Annotated in this window: 19 protein-coding genes; 5 read left to right on the top strand and 14 right to left on the bottom strand. The window is 33.5% G+C overall.

Annotation, left to right across the window (positions count from 1 at the left end; translation table 11 throughout):
- Window positions 1-50 precede the first annotated feature (50 nt).
- Genes truB through RM697_RS08110 form a run of 6 tightly spaced genes read right to left on the bottom strand, consistent with a single transcriptional unit; the run spans window position 51 to window position 3,673 of the window.
- Complete coding sequence (truB, locus tag RM697_RS08085; RefSeq protein ID WP_311427361.1) at window positions 51-743, bottom strand: tRNA pseudouridine(55) synthase TruB; 693 nt, start codon at window positions 741-743, stop codon at window positions 51-53.
- 4 nt (window positions 744-747) lie between these two features.
- Entirely contained in the window at window positions 748-1,542 is a 795-nt protein-coding gene (locus RM697_RS08090) for an undecaprenyl-diphosphate phosphatase (RefSeq protein ID WP_311427362.1), read from the bottom strand.
- Window positions 1,543-1,580: 38 nt separating this feature from the next.
- Entirely contained in the window at window positions 1,581-1,844 is a 264-nt protein-coding gene (locus RM697_RS08095; RefSeq protein WP_311427363.1) for a DUF3098 domain-containing protein, read from the bottom strand.
- Window positions 1,845-1,846: 2 nt separating this feature from the next.
- Window positions 1,847-2,206 (bottom strand): hypothetical protein, encoded by a 360-nt coding sequence (locus RM697_RS08100; protein WP_311427364.1) that lies wholly within the window; start codon window positions 2,204-2,206, stop codon window positions 1,847-1,849.
- A gap of 40 nt (window positions 2,207-2,246) precedes the next feature.
- The gene (locus tag RM697_RS08105; RefSeq protein ID WP_311427365.1) at window positions 2,247-2,789 is read right to left on the bottom strand and encodes a hypothetical protein; all 543 of its coding nucleotides are present in this window, start codon (window positions 2,787-2,789) and stop codon (window positions 2,247-2,249) included.
- Between the two features lie 5 nt (window positions 2,790-2,794).
- Window positions 2,795-3,673 carry a cell division protein FtsX gene (locus tag RM697_RS08110; RefSeq protein WP_311427366.1) on the bottom strand — a complete coding sequence of 293 codons (879 nt, stop codon included), beginning with the start codon at window positions 3,671-3,673 and terminating at the stop codon, window positions 2,795-2,797.
- A 125-nt stretch (window positions 3,674-3,798) separates the two neighbouring features.
- Between RM697_RS08110 and RM697_RS08115 the strand changes: the two genes are divergently transcribed.
- From RM697_RS08115 to RM697_RS08130, 4 genes are all read left to right on the top strand, one after another.
- Window positions 3,799-6,828, top strand: a complete 3,030-nt coding sequence (locus RM697_RS08115) for a leucine--tRNA ligase (RefSeq protein ID WP_311427367.1) — start codon at window positions 3,799-3,801, stop codon at window positions 6,826-6,828.
- 3 nt (window positions 6,829-6,831) lie between these two features.
- Window positions 6,832-7,191, top strand: coding sequence for a hypothetical protein (locus RM697_RS08120; RefSeq protein WP_311427368.1), 360 nt, complete (start codon window positions 6,832-6,834; stop codon window positions 7,189-7,191).
- 188 nt (window positions 7,192-7,379) lie between these two features.
- Window positions 7,380-8,483 (top strand): alanine dehydrogenase, encoded by a 1,104-nt coding sequence (ald, locus tag RM697_RS08125; RefSeq protein ID WP_311427369.1) that lies wholly within the window; start codon window positions 7,380-7,382, stop codon window positions 8,481-8,483.
- Window positions 8,484-8,541: 58 nt separating this feature from the next.
- On the top strand, window positions 8,542-9,300 hold the full coding sequence (locus RM697_RS08130; protein ID WP_311427370.1) for an SGNH/GDSL hydrolase family protein: 759 nt from the start codon (window positions 8,542-8,544) through the stop codon (window positions 9,298-9,300).
- Here RM697_RS08130 and RM697_RS08135 read toward each other — a convergent pair.
- From RM697_RS08135 to trmB, 7 genes are all read right to left on the bottom strand, one after another.
- A complete protein-coding gene (locus tag RM697_RS08135) occupies window positions 9,297-9,632 on the bottom strand; it encodes a 2Fe-2S iron-sulfur cluster-binding protein (protein ID WP_311427371.1) in 336 nt (111 codons plus the stop codon). The genes RM697_RS08130 and RM697_RS08135 overlap by 4 nt on opposite strands.
- Window positions 9,632-10,693, bottom strand: coding sequence for an NAD(P)/FAD-dependent oxidoreductase (locus tag RM697_RS08140; protein ID WP_311427372.1), 1,062 nt, complete (start codon window positions 10,691-10,693; stop codon window positions 9,632-9,634). Before RM697_RS08140 ends, RM697_RS08135 begins: the two co-directional genes overlap by 1 nt.
- A gap of 26 nt (window positions 10,694-10,719) precedes the next feature.
- Window positions 10,720-10,962, bottom strand: a complete 243-nt coding sequence (locus tag RM697_RS08145) for a NifU family protein (RefSeq protein ID WP_311427373.1) — start codon at window positions 10,960-10,962, stop codon at window positions 10,720-10,722.
- Window positions 10,963-10,965: 3 nt separating this feature from the next.
- Window positions 10,966-12,102 carry an Mrp/NBP35 family ATP-binding protein gene (locus RM697_RS08150; RefSeq protein WP_311427374.1) on the bottom strand — a complete coding sequence of 379 codons (1,137 nt, stop codon included), beginning with the start codon at window positions 12,100-12,102 and terminating at the stop codon, window positions 10,966-10,968.
- 92 nt (window positions 12,103-12,194) lie between these two features.
- Complete coding sequence (locus tag RM697_RS08155) at window positions 12,195-12,524, bottom strand: MGMT family protein (protein ID WP_311427375.1); 330 nt, start codon at window positions 12,522-12,524, stop codon at window positions 12,195-12,197.
- Window positions 12,525-12,526: 2 nt separating this feature from the next.
- The gene (locus RM697_RS08160) at window positions 12,527-13,159 is read right to left on the bottom strand and encodes a LysE family transporter (protein ID WP_311427376.1); all 633 of its coding nucleotides are present in this window, start codon (window positions 13,157-13,159) and stop codon (window positions 12,527-12,529) included.
- A gap of 1 nt (window position 13,160) precedes the next feature.
- Window positions 13,161-13,835, bottom strand: a complete 675-nt coding sequence (trmB, locus tag RM697_RS08165; RefSeq protein ID WP_311427377.1) for a tRNA (guanosine(46)-N7)-methyltransferase TrmB — start codon at window positions 13,833-13,835, stop codon at window positions 13,161-13,163.
- A gap of 75 nt (window positions 13,836-13,910) precedes the next feature.
- On the opposite strand from trmB, the gene RM697_RS08170 reads away from it, so the two are divergent.
- Entirely contained in the window at window positions 13,911-14,972 is a 1,062-nt protein-coding gene (locus RM697_RS08170) for a glycosyltransferase (RefSeq protein WP_311427378.1), read from the top strand.
- Here RM697_RS08170 and RM697_RS08175 read toward each other — a convergent pair.
- A complete protein-coding gene (locus tag RM697_RS08175) occupies window positions 14,946-15,908 on the bottom strand; it encodes a sensor histidine kinase (RefSeq protein WP_311427379.1) in 963 nt (320 codons plus the stop codon). The two genes, RM697_RS08170 and RM697_RS08175, sit on opposite strands and share 27 nt — an antisense overlap.
- Between the last annotated feature and the right edge of the window lie 12 nt (window positions 15,909-15,920).

The following is a 15,920-nucleotide window of genomic DNA, read 5'->3' on the forward strand; positions in this document are numbered from 1 at the left end:
AAATACAGTAATTCTCAAGAAAGAGAATGGTATAAAAGTCCAGTTTTCAGCTATTGAGAATTCAATGTATTAATAAATTCTTCAGGAGAATAAGCGTCTACAACTTTAAATTCTCCTATTCTAGTTCGCCTTAATTCTGACAAATGTGCTCCAGAATTTAAAGCTTTACCAAAATCGTGCGCTAAGGATCTTATGTATGTTCCTTTGCTACAAACCACTCTAAATTGCACTTGCAAATTATCTATGCTTATAATTTCAAATTCAGAAATAGTTACCAATCTTGGTTGAATCTCTACAGTCTCTCCTGCTCTTGCGTGCTCATACAATCGTTTTCCGTCTTTTTTAATAGCTGAAAAAATTGGTGGATATTGTTCAATGTCACCAATAAATTTAGAAGTTGTTTCGGTAATTAAATGGTTTGTGATATGATCTGTATTAAACTTAGCATCTACCTCAGTTTCTAAATCATAAGACGGTGTTGTAGATCCTAAAGTAAAAGTTCCTGTATACTCTTTCTCCTGACCTTGGAAGGTATGAATTTGTTTGGTCATTTTACCAGTACAAATGACTAGTAAACCAGTAGCTAAAGGATCTAAAGTTCCTGCATGGCCAACTTTTATTTTCTTTATATCAAAAGCCCTGCGTATTTCCCAACGTAACTTATTTACTGCTTGAAAAGAAGTCCATGTTAAAGGCTTATCAATGAGTAAAACCTGTCCTGCGAGGAAATCTTCTTTGGTCATATCACTAATTTAAAAGCGAATATATTATCGCTGCTATTCCAACTAAAATACAGTAAAAAGCAAAATAAGACAGCTTGCTTTTCTTAACAAGCTTAATCATCCAAGTACATGCAAACAATCCTGAGACAAATGCAGCGATAAAACCTATAGATAGTGTAGTTATGTTTGCGCTTTCATAACTGAGTTCTCCACTAAAAATATCCTTAGCTATTTTACCAAATATCAAGGGTACAACCATTAAAAATGAAAATCGAGCTGCTTTAGTTTTATCGTTACCTAAAAGTACAGATGTAGAAATGGTAGCTCCAGAACGCGATATTCCTGGTAGCATAGCTATGGCCTGAGACACACCAATAATAAATGCATTAGAAAACGACACTTTTTTTGTAGTGTTTTTTGCCTTATCTGCTAATAATAGTAATGCTGCTGTAACAATAAGCATGCATCCTACTAATAGAATGTTACCTCCAAATAAGGCTTCTAACTGTTCCTCAAAGAATAACCCAACAATCACTGCAGGAACCATAGATAAAGCTATTTTAGAAACAAATTGCAAATCTTCATTCCATTGCAATTTTAGCACACCAGAAATTAGAGACCAAATGTCTTTTCTAAAAACCACGATAGTACTTAAAGCTGTTGCAAAATGAAGTACTACTGTAAATAAAAGACTTTCTTTTGGAATTGAATTATCGCCAAGTATGACTTTCCCTAATTCTAAGTGACCACTAGAGGATACAGGTAAAAACTCAGTAAGACCTTGAATAATGCCTAAAACAATGGCGTCGATTACTTCCATGAGGTCAAAGGTATCAAAATACTAATTTGAAGTGACGTTTATTTTTTGGAATTTTTCTTAGGATTAAGAAGAATAGCATACACCTGAATTCCGAAACCAATAAGCACTAAGGTTGGTGCTAAGCGAATACGTCTCCAGCTAAAGATTGAGTCATCAAATACATTAGGATCATCACTTCCACCTCCTGCCATAAGGATAAACCCCAAAGCAATACAAGCCAAGCCTATAAACATCCATTTATAGTTTTTTTTACCAAAAACAAATTCACCTTTAGAAATTTCTTTACGCTTTTTTTCACCCATAATTACTCGTCTTTGAACTCGGTAAATATAACCCCATCATCTAATGTTAATTGAGATATATGTTCGGAAGTTACTCCACCAAGAACTTTAGCTAAGTGCAAAGTAACGGTTTTATTTAAAACTTTTCTCTTAAGAGAATCTAAATTTAGTCCTTGCTCTAAACCTCTATTGATGTAATAAAAGTCTGTTCCAGCATCATGGAATACAATATCGTTAGAGGTACCTTCTGTTATTTTTGTAACTGTGATTGTTTTCACCACACAATCTTCTGGCTTTGTATTTTGAATGATACACGATTTTAATAACACAAAAGCAATAATAATAAATGCTAAAACTGAAGCAATTGGTAATAGACGTTTCATGATTGGCGGTTTTATTTGTAACGAATTCTATGTTAGAATATTATTCAATAATCTCTATCTTTCCAAATGGTAAGAAGGGTTTGTTAAGAAGTCCTATGTAAAATTCAATTTTAATAGTGTCGTTTTTTTGTATGAACAATAAATCTTCAGATGAAAATTTATTTTTAGTACTAAACCAAACTTTATAATTATACGATCCTAATCCAACTCCATTTTCTCCTTCGCTATTATTTCTATATGTTACAACGAATTTATCTTGAATTTTTTCTTTTGAATAAGATTTATTAAGATAAAATGCTGACTGATCTTTGACAAGAGCAATAAACATTAACAGCATAAAACCACAAAAAGTTCCGTAAGAAAAACTTTTCATAATTCTAATAAATTTATCTTTTTCTTGAGAATTTTTTAAAACAAAAACAAAAACCGAGACCAAAGTTATTATAAAAATGAGCACATAAACTTTTACACTTATTTCAAATTCACTTGAACCTATATAATCTTTGAAAAAATAGTCTAATGTAGATAACAAGACCATATACAAAAACGGTAAACCAATAATACGATCTGAAGAATTTTTCAAATTAACTAATAATATAACTGATCCGTTTTCAAATTTAAAAAACGTTGTGTGGCAATATATGTACTAATCCAAGTAATAAGAATACCTAAACCAAAAATACTTGCAAAAAGGCTTACAATTAATATTGGTTGTTTAAGCAGCTCTAACTCTGGGAAATATCTATCTAAATAACACAATACTATAGCCATACCAATTAAGGCTACAATAGCACCAATAACACCTAATTGTATACTCTTCCAAACAAATGGTTTTCTAATAAAGCGTTTTGTAGCGCCAACCATTTGCATCGTTTTTATAATAAAACGCTTAGAATATACAGCTAATCTTATGGAACTATTGATAAGTAATACTGCTATTAAAGTAAATAAACCGCTCAGTAACAAAACCCAAAACGATATTCGTTTTACATTACTATTCATTAGTTCTACCAGATCATTATCATATGTTACATCATCAATAAATGCCTTGGCTGACAATTCTTGTTCAATCTCAAGTAGTTTTTCTGAAGTTACATAATCTGCTTTTAAACTAATATCTATAGAATTCTTTAATGGATTTGTTCCTAAGAAATCAAGAAAATCCTCTCCATATTCACCCTCAAGAGATTCTGCAGCAGCCTCTTTAGAAACATAAGTAACAGATTTTGTGTGTTCAGCCATTGCCAAACTCTTTTTAAGTTGATTTATTTCAACCTCTTTGGCATCATCTCTTAAAAATACATTAACAGTAACATCCTCCTTAAAATAGTCGGCTACTTTTTTTGCATTAATAACCAAAAGTCCTAAGCAACCCAAAAGAAAAAGGACGAGCGCTATACTAATAACAACTGAAACATAAGAAGAAATTAATTTTCGTTTTTGATATCTATCAAATGATGAACTCATAAAGGCTTTGTAATTGGAGTAAAAATAAAAAACTAATTCTATTAGCTAAGGAATAGAACGTTTAAACTTTCAACATTGTTATAATAACATTAAATTTGCGGCTTTATTAGTAGGAAATCAGTAAGATGACATACAACTTCAACGAGATAGAACAAAAATGGCAAGACCATTGGGCAAAACACGAAACGTTTAAGGCTGAAAACAATTCAGATAAACCTAAGTACTATGTTTTAGACATGTTCCCTTATCCAAGTGGTGCAGGTTTACATGTTGGTCACCCATTAGGTTATATTGCTTCAGATATTTATGCTCGTTACAAACGTCATAAAGGTTTTAATGTCTTACATCCACAAGGTTATGATAGTTTTGGCCTACCTGCTGAGCAATATGCTATACAAACTGGTCAACATCCTGCTGTTACAACCGAAGAAAATATTAAAACGTATCGTCGTCAATTAGATCAAATAGGATTTTCTTTTGATTGGTCTCGCGAAGTGCGAACAAGTGATCCAAGCTATTACAAATGGACACAGTGGATTTTCATTCAATTATTCAACTCATATTACTGTAATATAGATCATAAGGCTGAAAATATTACAGAGCTGATCAAAGAATTTGAGCGTGCAGGTAACACACATGTTAATGCAGCTTGTGATGAGGATACGCCAAGTTTTTCTTCGGAAGACTGGAAGGCTTATTCAGAGCTTGAAAAGCAAGAGATTCTTCTAAAATATAGATTAACATATCTCGCTGAAACAGAAGTTAATTGGTGTCCTGCCTTAGGAACCGTTTTGGCTAATGACGAGATTGTTAATGGTGTTTCAGAACGTGGAGGTCATCCTGTAGTACGAAAAAAAATGACCCAATGGAGTATGCGTATTTCAGCTTATGCTGAACGTTTATTGCAAGGTTTAGATACCATTGATTGGACAGACTCTCTAAAGGAAAGTCAACGTAATTGGATAGGGAAATCCGTTGGTGCATCAGTCACCTTTATGGTTAAAGATTATGACGCAAAAATCGATGTGTTCACCACACGTCCTGATACCATTTTCGGCGTATCTTTTATGACACTTGCTCCAGAACACGAGTTAGTTTCACAAATCACTACAGCAGAACAGAAAGCAGAAGTTGAAGCATACGTAGAAGCCACTGCAAAACGCAGTGAACGTGATCGTATGGCAGATGTAAAAACCATTTCTGGTGTGTTTACTGGAGCCTATGCAGAGCATCCTTTTACTAAAGCACCTATTCCTATTTGGATTGGTGATTATGTGCTAGCTAGCTACGGAACAGGTGCTGTAATGGCTGTACCTTGTGGTGACCAACGCGATTGCGATTTTGCTAAGTATTTTGGGATTGACATTCCTAACATTTTTGAAGGCGTAGATATTTCTGAAGAAGCCTTTGCATCTAAGGATAACGTGAAAATTGCCAATAGTGATTTCCTCAACGGAATGAACTATAAGAAAGCAACCAAACGTGCTATTTATGAGTTAGAGCAGATTGGACAAGGCAAAGGCAAAACCAATTACAGATTACGTGATGCTGTATTTAGCAGACAACGCTATTGGGGCGAACCGTTCCCTGTGTATTATGTCAATGGTATGCCGCAAATGATTGCTGCACAGCATTTGCCTATTACATTACCAGAAGTTGAAAAGTACTTACCAACCGAAACAGGTGAACCACCTCTAGGAAATGCAACCGTTTGGGCTTGGGATACATCAAAAAAAGAAGTTGTTTCTAATGATCTAATAGATAATAAAACTATTCACCCTTTAGAGTTAAACACCATGCCTGGTTGGGCAGGAAGTTCACAGTACTTTAATCGTTATATGGATCCTCATAATGAGGATGAAATCTTCTCTAAAGACGCCATTGATTATTGGCAACAAGTAGACTTATATATTGGAGGAAGCGAACATGCTACAGGTCATTTATTATACGCACGTTTTTGGCAAAAGTTTATGTTTGATTTGGGCTTAGTCCCTGTCGATGAGTTTGCTAAAAAATTGATTAATCAAGGGATGATTTTAGGAACGAGTGCGATTGCTCATAGAGTTTATTGCCATACATCGTCTTTAAAAAATGAAAAAGAAAGAGTAAAAGGAGTTTACACATCTAATATTTACGTTTCAAAGAAAATATCAGAAGAAATTGAAGAAGATAACTTTAAAGAAATTAACAAAGATATATACGATATAATTCATTCAGGATTATTAGATGAGATCAGTAATTTTAATTTTAATAATTCTGAGGAGAAAGTAGGCGAAGAAATTTTCCATATTTCAACTAATCCAACTCATGTTAATGTCAATTTAGTTAATTCTTCAGATGAGTTAGATATTGAGGCTTTTAAAAACTGGCAACCTGAATTCAGTAATGCTAGTTTTATTGGTGATTCAGGGAAAGTTTTGACACCTAGAAGAATGGAGTTTGTTTCTGATTTTAAAGTATCTAGAGAAGTAGAAAAAATGTCAAAGCGCTGGTATAACGTAGTTAATCCAGACCATATTTGTGAACAGTATGGCGCAGATAGTTTAAGATTATATGAGATGTTTTTGGGCCCTTTAGAGCAATACAAACCTTGGAATACAGCAGGTATTTCAGGAGTACATAGTTTCCTTAAAAAGTTGTGGAAGTTGTATTATGATGATACTAGTTTTAAAGTGACTGATGCGACACCAACAAAAGACCATTTAAAGACGCTACACAAAACCATTAAAAAGGTTGAGGAAGATATTGATAACTTCTCATTCAATACGTCGGTTTCTACGTTTATGATTGCAGTAAATGAGTTGACTGCTCAGAAGTGTACATCAAGAGAAATCTTAGAACCTCTCTTGGTATTAATATCACCTTATGCACCTCATATTGCTGAGGAGCTTTGGGAAGCTTTAGGTCATAAGCAATCTATTTCCACTGCACCTTTCCCTGTGTTTGAAGCCAATCATTTAGTAGAAAGTAGTAAAGAATATCCGATTTCTTTTAATGGTAAAATGCGCTTTAAGTTAGAGTTATCATTAGACCTATCTAAAGATGATATTGAAAAAGCGGTCTTAGCAGATGAACGTACACAAAACCAATTACAAGGACGCGAGCCTAAAAAAGTGATTGTGGTTCCTGGAAAGATTGTAAATATAGTAGGCTAATTTATGTTACTAAAGCTTAAAAGAGGAGATAAAATTGGTATATTCTTCTTTGTTGCTTTTGTGATTAGTACGTCTCTAATTTATCTTTTTGAAGAACAGTTCGTATCGTATAAATGGAAAACGGAACAATCTCGTCGATATAAAATGGTAGATGATCTCATAGAGAGTCAAACTCTTATTGGTCTATCTAAACAAGAGGTTCTAGTTCTTTTAGGACAACCCAATACAACCATTTTAAACAAAAAAGATGCCTTTGTATATAACATTGGTAAACAACCCAGTTTTGTAGAAACCAAACGAGAGCATTTGCTTGTTATTTTTATAAACAACCATGTAGACGATGTTACATTAGCTTTTGAATAATGTATAGGAGATAAAATACGAGTTGCATTATTAATCTGATTACTAATGTTTTATTGCGAGATCAACAAAATGAATCCGTTAAAATCCGAATATCATAAAAATTAAAAAATCTAGATTTAAGTGATCTCGTATTTCAAAAATTCAAATTAAATTTAAGTCCAATTACTAATCTAAACCATAATAACTAGATGACAATTGGAATCCCTAAAGAAATCAAGAATAACGAAAATCGGGTTGGTATGACACCAGCTGGTGTTTTCGAACTTACTAAAAATGCTCATACTGTTTTTGTTCAATCCACTGCTGGAAATGGCAGTGGATTTTTTGATGAAGACTATCAAAACGCTGGTGCTACAATTTTAGATACTATTGAAGAGGTTTATGCCTCTAGCGATATGATTGTAAAAGTAAAAGAACCTATAAAACAAGAATATGCATTGGTAAAACCTAGTCAAATTCTGTTTACATACTTCCATTTCGCCTCAAGCGAAGCCCTCACTAAAGCCATGATAAAAAGTAAAGCTATTTGCATTGCGTATGAAACGGTTGAGAATAAAGATGGTTCACTCCCTTTATTAACACCTATGTCTGAAGTTGCAGGACGCATGGCCATTCAACAAGGTGCTAAATATTTAGAAAAGCCAATTAAAGGACGAGGAGTATTACTTGGAGGTGTTCCAGGAGTTCCGCCAGGAAAAGTCTTAATTTTAGGTGCTGGAGTTGTTGGAATTCAAGCTGCTAAAATGGCTGCAGGCTTAGGTGCTCATGTTACAATTATGGATATTGACATGAATCGTCTAAGACATGTCAATGATATAATGCCAAATCATGTGGTCACTGAATTTTCTAGCGAATTTAATATAAGACAACGTATTAAAAATCATGATCTTATCGTTGGAGGTGTTCTCTTAAAAGGTGCTAAAGCTCCCAAACTTATCACTAAAGAAATGCTTAAAGATATGCGACCGGGAACTGTAATCGTTGATGTTGCAGTAGACCAAGGTGGTTGTATTGAAACTACAAAACCAACCACACACGAAGATCCTACGTTCATCATTGATGATGTTGTACATTATTGTGTTGCAAACATGCCTGGAGCTGTACCATATACTTCAACATTGGCTCTAACAAATGTAACATTGCCTTACATATTAAAATTAGCAAATAATGGATGGCAAGAGACTTGTGCGTCTAACCCTTCGTTATACAAAGGACTCAATATTGTAAATGGAAAAATTGTATATAAGGAAATCGCAGAAGCGTTTGGATGGAATATAGAAGCTATAGCTTAATAAAATCCCATTGTAGAGTGTTCTTGGAGTCGTATTAAGGTCGTATCTTTGCTAAGTTATGAAACGATTGCTCTTTATTTTAGGTCTTGTGTTAGGGATACTATCATTTACTTGTTCCTCTTCAGAAAACAGTACCATAGAAGATCCTTTTGTCAATATTAATGAAGAGATTGAAAACAATACTTTCCCTGAACCAAAAAACTTTAGATTATTAGCTTTAGGTGACAGTTATACCATAGGAACAGCAGTTTGTGAAACATGCAGATATCCTGAACAGTTAAAAGATAGTTTAGTAACATACTTTAATGAAGACGACACATTTAGCTTGGATATTGTTGCACAAGGTGGTTGGACAACGACACAATTAATTGGTGCTGTAAACAGTACTGATTTGCTAGAAGAGTACGATTTAGTAACGCTTCTTATTGGTGTTAATAATCAATTTCAAGGTAAACCTTTTATAACCTATCAACTTGAATTTCCTGAATTGGTTGGCATGGCTACTACGCTAGCTGAAGGTGATGCAAATCGTATTATTATTATTTCCATTCCAGACTACGCAATGACACCTTTTGGTATGGCCTTCGATGATGGAAATATAGCTTCAGAAATAGACATGTATAACAATTATGCTTCAACATATGCAGAACAAGCTGGAATTACGTTTATAAATGTCACGGATATTTCTAGAACTATTTTAGAGTTTCCTGAACTCATTGCAGAGGACGGCTTACATCCTTCTGAGTTAGCCTACAGTAAATATGTAGAACGAATTTTACCTGCTGCTTTAGAAAAATTAGGATACGAAGCCGATTAACTTTCTGGTGCTAATTTAACTTTAAGCCCTTCCATTTTGGGTGTCATTTGTATTTGGCAACCTAATCGACTATTATCTTCTACATAAAATGCTTCGGCTAACATCGCATCTTCATCATCTTGCATTTCTGGTAATTCATGTTCAGATAACACATAGCATTGACAAGAAGCACACATCGCTATGCCACCACAAATACCAATAGTACCTTCTGGAGCAAGCTCATAAGAACGCACCACTTCCATGAGGTTCATTGCCATATCAGTAGGTGCTTCTATATTATGCTCAACACCTTCTCGGTCTATGATAGTAATATTAATGTCTTCAGAATCCACTATTCAATTTTCTTAACAACAGCTTTCTCTGCAGTTTTACTTGTTCCGTCAAAACCATGCACTCCACTTACTGTCGTGTATTTCATTACATATTTCTTGCCAGGATTGATAATTTGATATGCTGATTGACACATAAGCGTCGCTTCATGGAAGCCACAAAGAATTAATTTTAATTTTCCTGGATAAGTATTCACATCGCCTATGGCAAAAATCCCAGGAATATTTGTTTGATAATCCAACGCATTATTCACTTTAATCGCATTCTTTTCAATCTCTAATCCCCAATTTGCAATTGGCCCAAGCTTAGGTGACAAGCCAAATAATGGGATAAAGTGATCACATTCAATTTCAAATTCCTTTTCTATGTGCTGGGCTTGTTTTACAACAACAGCATTAACTTTTTCATCACCAACAATTCCAATGACCTCTGCAGGTGTCACTAAATTAATTTTACCCTTATTTTTTAAATCTTGAACTTTCTCCACAGAATCTAAATGCCCTCTAAACTCATTTCTACGATGAATCAAAGTCACTTCGGAAGCAATATCGCTTAAGAATATACTCCAATCTAGTGCTGAGTCGCCTCCACCTGCAATCACTACCTTTTTATTGCGATAGATTTCAGGATCTTTAATGATATACTCCACACCTTTATCTTCAAAATCAGTGATATTATGAATTAAGGGTTTACGAGGCTCAAAGCTTCCCAGTCCTCCAGCTATTGCAACAACAGGTGCTTGATGCTGAGTACCCTTATTTGTAGTCACAATAAAAGACCCATCTTCTTGCTTGTCTATAGTTTCAGCACGTTCTCCAAGGGTAAAACCAGGTTCAAACTGCTTGCATTGTTCTAATAGTTTATCAGTAAGATCTCCTGCCAAAATCTCGGGATAAGCAGGAATATCGTAAATAGGCTTTTTAGGGTAAATCTCAGAACACTGACCTCCAGCTTGTGGCAAAGCATCTATAAGGTGACAGCGTAATTTTAATAATCCAGCTTCAAAAACCGTGAATAATCCTGTTGGACCAGCGCCTATGATAAGTATGTCTGTTTTAATCATGAAAATAAATTAACACCCAGAATCAATTAGGCTTCAACATTAATGACCTCTTCAATTTGAGGTGCATATTTTTTAATGGTCATTTCTACTCCAGAACGTAATGTCATTTGGTTAACACTACAAGAGATACAAGCACCTTCTAGTTGTACTTTTACAAATTTATCATCTTCGATAGAAAGTAGTGATATATCTCCTCCATCACTCTGTAAAAAAGGGCGAATTTCGTCTAGTGCTTTTTCCACGTTCAATCTAATTTCTTCTGTAGTCATACGCTATCTTTTTACAGCAGAGCATCCTGCCATTGTTGTAATTTTTATCGCTTCTGTTGGTGGTAAATTGGTATTTCGTTTTACAACTTCTTGCACAACGTTTTGCGTTATTTTTTCAAATGCGTTTTCTAAATACGTTGCAGATTGCATTGCTGCTGGTCTACCAAAATCTCCAGATTCTCTTATACTTTGTATTAAAGGAACTTCACCTAGAAAGGGTATTTCTAAATCTTTTGCTAAATTCTTTGCACCTTCTTTTCCGAATATATAATATTTATTTTCTGGTAATTCTTCTGGTGTAAAATAGGCCATATTCTCAACGATACCTAAAACTGGGACATTTATACTATCTTGTTGGAACATAGCAACACCTTTTTTAGCATCTGCTAAAGCTACATTTTGAGGTGTACTCACAACAACAGCACCAGTTATTGGCAACGATTGCATGATGCTTAAATGAATATCTCCTGTACCTGGTGGTAGATCTAATAATAAAAAATCGATCTCATCCCAAGCTGCATCAAAAATCATTTGATTAAGTGCTTTTGAAGCCATTGGACCTCTCCAAATTACAGCCTGATCTGGTTTAGTAAAAAAACCAATGGATAGAACTTTTACACCATAATTTTCTATAGGTTTCATTTTAGATTTTCCGCCAATATTAACTGCTAGAGGTTTTTCATCTGCAACATCAAACATTATAGGAATTGAAGGCCCATAAATATCTGCATCTAATATGCCAACTTTAAAGCCCATTTTAGCTAAGGTTACTGCTAAATTGGCCGTAATTGTAGATTTACCAACACCTCCTTTACCAGAAGCTACTGCAATAATATTTTGAATACCTGGAATTGGCTTTCCTTTAATTTCGTTTTTAGGTTTTACTTTAGGCGCATCAACTTTTACATTGATTTTAATCTTAGCTTTCTCGTAAACTTTATTATGAATAGTCTTTAAAATTTCAACTTCAGTTTTCTTTTTTGCTTGAAGACTTGGGTTTTTAATTGTAATATCTACAATAACCTCATCTGCAAAAGTAACAACGTTGGTAACTGCTCCGCTTTCTACCATATTCTGTCCTTCACCAGGAACGGTTATCATAGATAAAGCATTCAATATATCTTGTTTATTGAGTTTCATTTATTAAGATTAATTCTAAATGCAAAGATACTGCGAATACTTTGTAATTTGAAGTGATTTTATTGAAATGGTTAATAGTTAAATATGAAGCTTCAATCTAATTCTGAAGGATCCCAAAAGATCTTTTCTAAATTTTGAATTTGATTATCAACTACTTCAACACCTTCATTCTCTAAAAGTTGTTGCATAAGATTGGTACCATCAAAATGATGCTTACCTGTAAGTAAGCCTTTTCTGTTCACTACACGATGCGCAGGCACATCCTTTCCTCCAGATCCATTCATGGCATAACCTACCATTCTGGCACTTTTAGCAGCACCTAAATATTTTGCTATTGCTCCATAACTAGTAACTCTACCATGTGGAATTTGCCTAGCAACATTATAAACACGATCAAAAAAATTAAGTGTTTCTTGCTTCACAATTACAGTTCCTTAATAATATTTATGAGTGTAAATAAGGCCACAACTCCTGTAATACTTCCTATGATGTAATTCATACTTTTTTGAGTAGTGAATTTTTTACCCTTAATTTTTTCGAAAAAGAAAATATAAACGTATAGCATAACAAAGGTTCCTGTTGCAGCACCAGCGACATACGATACAATGCTAATTTTATCGAACTTTAACCACCCAAAAGAAGCGATTGTAATCGTCATATATGCTTGATAGGGAATTGGAAATACATTAAGACTGGACAATAACATACCTTGAAAAAAACGAGAGTGCTTACTTTTCATTTTAGGCTCAGCAAGTTGCTGTTGGGTTTCCTTTTTCGCTAAAATTAAAAAGTAAATAGTGATAAGAACAAATAACACAAAAGCAACACGTTGCAAAATTTCTACCACTTCTGGATGGTTAGTTAAATATCTTGCAAAAATTGCAGCAACATAGGTTTGTAAGCAGACTACAACACAAACTCCAATTGAGAAAACCACACCTCTATTGTAACCTTCTTTTAGGCTAATTTTTGCAGCTGTCATATTAAGTAATCCTGGTGGAATTACACCAACTAAAGCAATAATTAAACCAAGAAAAAAGACAAGTGTTATGTCCACTTTATTTTATTTTGAACCTAATATACGTAATTGGTTTGTTTTGTTCTAAATATTGTGACTCGTAAAAGGTTTGAATCGCTGTAACTTCTTCTGGACTTCCTTCTTGTTTATAGATATTATGATTAGAATATAACACCTCATGTCCTTCGCCATGTAATAACCCAAGCGTGTAACCATGCATAAACTCACTATCGGTTTTTAAATGCATAATACCATCTGGCTTTAGAATAGATTTATAACGCTTTAGAAAGTTAGTATTGGTCATTCTGTGTTTGGTGCGCTTATATTTTATTTGTGGATCTGGGAAGGTAATCCAAATTTCATCAACTTCATTTTTGGCAAAGGCATACTCTACTAATTCTATTTGCATTCTTATAAAAGCAACATTAGTTATTTGCTCTTCTAATGCTGTCTTTGCTCCTCTCCAAAAACGTGCGCCTTTTATATCAATTCCAATAAAATTATGATTAGGATAGCGTTTTGCTAAGCCAACACTATACTCTCCTTTTCCACAACCTAATTCTAAAACTATTGGATTATCATTCTTAAAAAAATTAGTTCTCCATTGACCTTTTAATTTGAGATTGTTTTCTATGAGTTCTTTGCGTTTAGGCTGAAATACATTAGAAAAAGTTTCGTTTTCTTTAAAACGTTTGAGTTTATTTTTACTTCCCACAAGAATTTAACTTTACATGCTCTTAATAATAAGACAAAACTAAGGAAACATTTTAGGTTTATATTTGAATTTAATATGAACTTAAAGAGAGAACTATTAATTGCACCTTTAAATTGGGGATTAGGACATGCAACACGTTGTATTCCGATTATTAATGCGCTACTAAAACATAAAATTACGCCTGTAATTGCTAGTGATGGTGCTGCACTAAGATTACTTGAGAGGGAATTCCAAGATTTAGAGTTCATTGAATTACCTTCTTATAATATTACCTATTCTAAAAACGCGAAAAACTTTAAACTTAAAATGATTAAAGATTCGCCTAGAGTTTTAAAAGCTATAAAAAAAGAACGTAAACTCATAAAATCCCTTGTTAAGGAAAGATCATTCTGTGGTATAATTTCGGATAATAGACTTGGTGTTTATAGTAATGAAATACCTTCGGTTTTTATAACTCATCAACTGAATGTGCTAAGTGGCTCTACAACTTGGCTTTCTAGTAAGCTACATCATAATTATGTTAAAAAATTTAATCAATGTTGGGTTCCTGATCATATTGGCACTCCTAATTTAAGCGGTAAATTAGGCCACTCTAATACTTTTTATAGTAAACTAAAATATATAGGACCAATTAGTAGGTTTGAGAAAAATAATAGTCCTAATACTTATAAATTATTAGTCTTACTCTCTGGTCCAGAACCTCAGCGTACAATTTTAGAGCAAAAAATACTCAACTTACTTACAAAGTATAAACATGATGTTTTAGTAGTAAGAGGTGTTGTTGAACAACAGGTTGAAACAGAAAAAAAAGGTCGTATAACTATAATCAATTATATGACATCAAAGGATTTAGAAGCCGCTATATTAAAAAGTGAAATTATATTATCTAGATCTGGTTATACAACGATTATGGATTTAGCTAAACTTAATAAAAAGGCATTTTTTATTCCAACACCTGGACAATATGAACAAGAATATTTAGCCAAGAATTTAGATGAGCAAGGTTTAGTTCCAAGTTGTTCTCAGGAGGAATTTAATCTAGATGAATTAGACAGAGTAAAAGATTATTCTGGGTTAAAATCTTTTGATTATGTTATTAATTTTAAAAAACTATTCAGCCTTTTCGAGGGTAAATGAAAATTCACTTCCAACGTTTAGTTCGCTTTCTACGTAAATTTTTTCACCATGAGCTTCAATAATATGTTTTACAATTGAAAGTCCCAATCCAGATCCTCCTTCTTTTCTAGAACCACTCTTATCTACTCTGTAAAAACGCTCAAATAATCGCGGTACATGTTCGGAATCTATACCTTCACCATTATCTGTTACTCTTACAATTACTTTATTTTTAATTAGGTTTTCAATACTCACTTCTGTAGTTCCTTTTTCTCTTCCATATTTTATGGAATTAACTATAAGATTAGTAAGCACTTGCTGTATTCGCTCTCTATCGGCTTTAACCATAATAGGTTCATTATAATCTAAATCGAAGGTTAATGTAATATTCTTTTTATTAGCCCTCATTTCAAAAAGATCATATACATTTTGGGTAAGCTCAATGATATCAAATACTTCAAAATTTAATCTTAAATCACCAACCTCTAGCTTGGTTATCATGTCTAAATCTTTGACGATATAAATAAGGCGTTCTACACCTTTACCAGCTCTAGATAAATATTGTTTTCTAATTTTAGGATCGTTCATTGCACCATCTAACAGTGTTAAGATATAGCCTTGAACTGTAAATAATGGTGTCTTTAATTCGTGGGACACGTTGCCTAAGAATTCCTTTCGGTATTCTTCTCGTACTTGTAAAGCTTCTATTTCAATTTTTTTATTCCTTGCATATTTATCTATTTCTTTGGTAAGCGTTCCCATATCTGTAGTTATAGATTGGCTTCTTAAAGAGCTAGATTCTAAGAGAGTAAGGTCATCGTAAACGCGTTTTACTCTTCTATAAATAAAGCGCTCTACTCTGAACTGAATAATAATAAAACAAACAACATATGTAACTAGGATATCTAAAATAATCCACCAGCTTAGTAGCTCGTAGTAATATAAAAAAGCACTCATTAAGAGTGCTAA

This window comes from Microcosmobacter mediterraneus, from assembly GCF_031846265.1.
GTDB lineage: Bacteria > Bacteroidota > Bacteroidia > Flavobacteriales > Flavobacteriaceae > Microcosmobacter > Microcosmobacter mediterraneus.

Excerpts from the sequence above, each read along its gene's own strand:
- truB (WP_311427361.1), bottom strand. The coding sequence starts at position 743 with ATGACCAAAGAAGATTTCCTCGCAGGACAGGTTTTACTCATTGATAAG.
- RM697_RS08090 (WP_311427362.1), bottom strand. The coding sequence starts at position 1,542 with ATGGAAGTAATCGACGCCATTGTTTTAGGCATTATTCAAGGTCTTACT.
- RM697_RS08095 (WP_311427363.1), bottom strand. The coding sequence starts at position 1,844 with ATGGGTGAAAAAAAGCGTAAAGAAATTTCTAAAGGTGAATTTGTTTTT.
- RM697_RS08100 (WP_311427364.1), bottom strand. The coding sequence starts at position 2,206 with ATGAAACGTCTATTACCAATTGCTTCAGTTTTAGCATTTATTATTATT.
- RM697_RS08110 (WP_311427366.1), bottom strand. The coding sequence starts at position 3,673 with ATGAGTTCATCATTTGATAGATATCAAAAACGAAAATTAATTTCTTCT.
- RM697_RS08115 (WP_311427367.1), top strand. The coding sequence starts at position 3,799 with ATGACATACAACTTCAACGAGATAGAACAAAAATGGCAAGACCATTGG.
- RM697_RS08120 (WP_311427368.1), top strand. The coding sequence starts at position 6,832 with ATGTTACTAAAGCTTAAAAGAGGAGATAAAATTGGTATATTCTTCTTT.
- ald (WP_311427369.1), top strand. The coding sequence starts at position 7,380 with ATGACAATTGGAATCCCTAAAGAAATCAAGAATAACGAAAATCGGGTT.
- RM697_RS08130 (WP_311427370.1), top strand. The coding sequence starts at position 8,542 with ATGAAACGATTGCTCTTTATTTTAGGTCTTGTGTTAGGGATACTATCA.
- RM697_RS08140 (WP_311427372.1), bottom strand. The coding sequence starts at position 10,693 with ATGATTAAAACAGACATACTTATCATAGGCGCTGGTCCAACAGGATTA.
- RM697_RS08145 (WP_311427373.1), bottom strand. The coding sequence starts at position 10,962 with ATGACTACAGAAGAAATTAGATTGAACGTGGAAAAAGCACTAGACGAA.
- RM697_RS08150 (WP_311427374.1), bottom strand. The coding sequence starts at position 12,102 with ATGAAACTCAATAAACAAGATATATTGAATGCTTTATCTATGATAACC.
- RM697_RS08170 (WP_311427378.1), top strand. The coding sequence starts at position 13,911 with ATGAACTTAAAGAGAGAACTATTAATTGCACCTTTAAATTGGGGATTA.
- RM697_RS08175 (WP_311427379.1), bottom strand. The coding sequence starts at position 15,908 with ATGAGTGCTTTTTTATATTACTACGAGCTACTAAGCTGGTGGATTATT.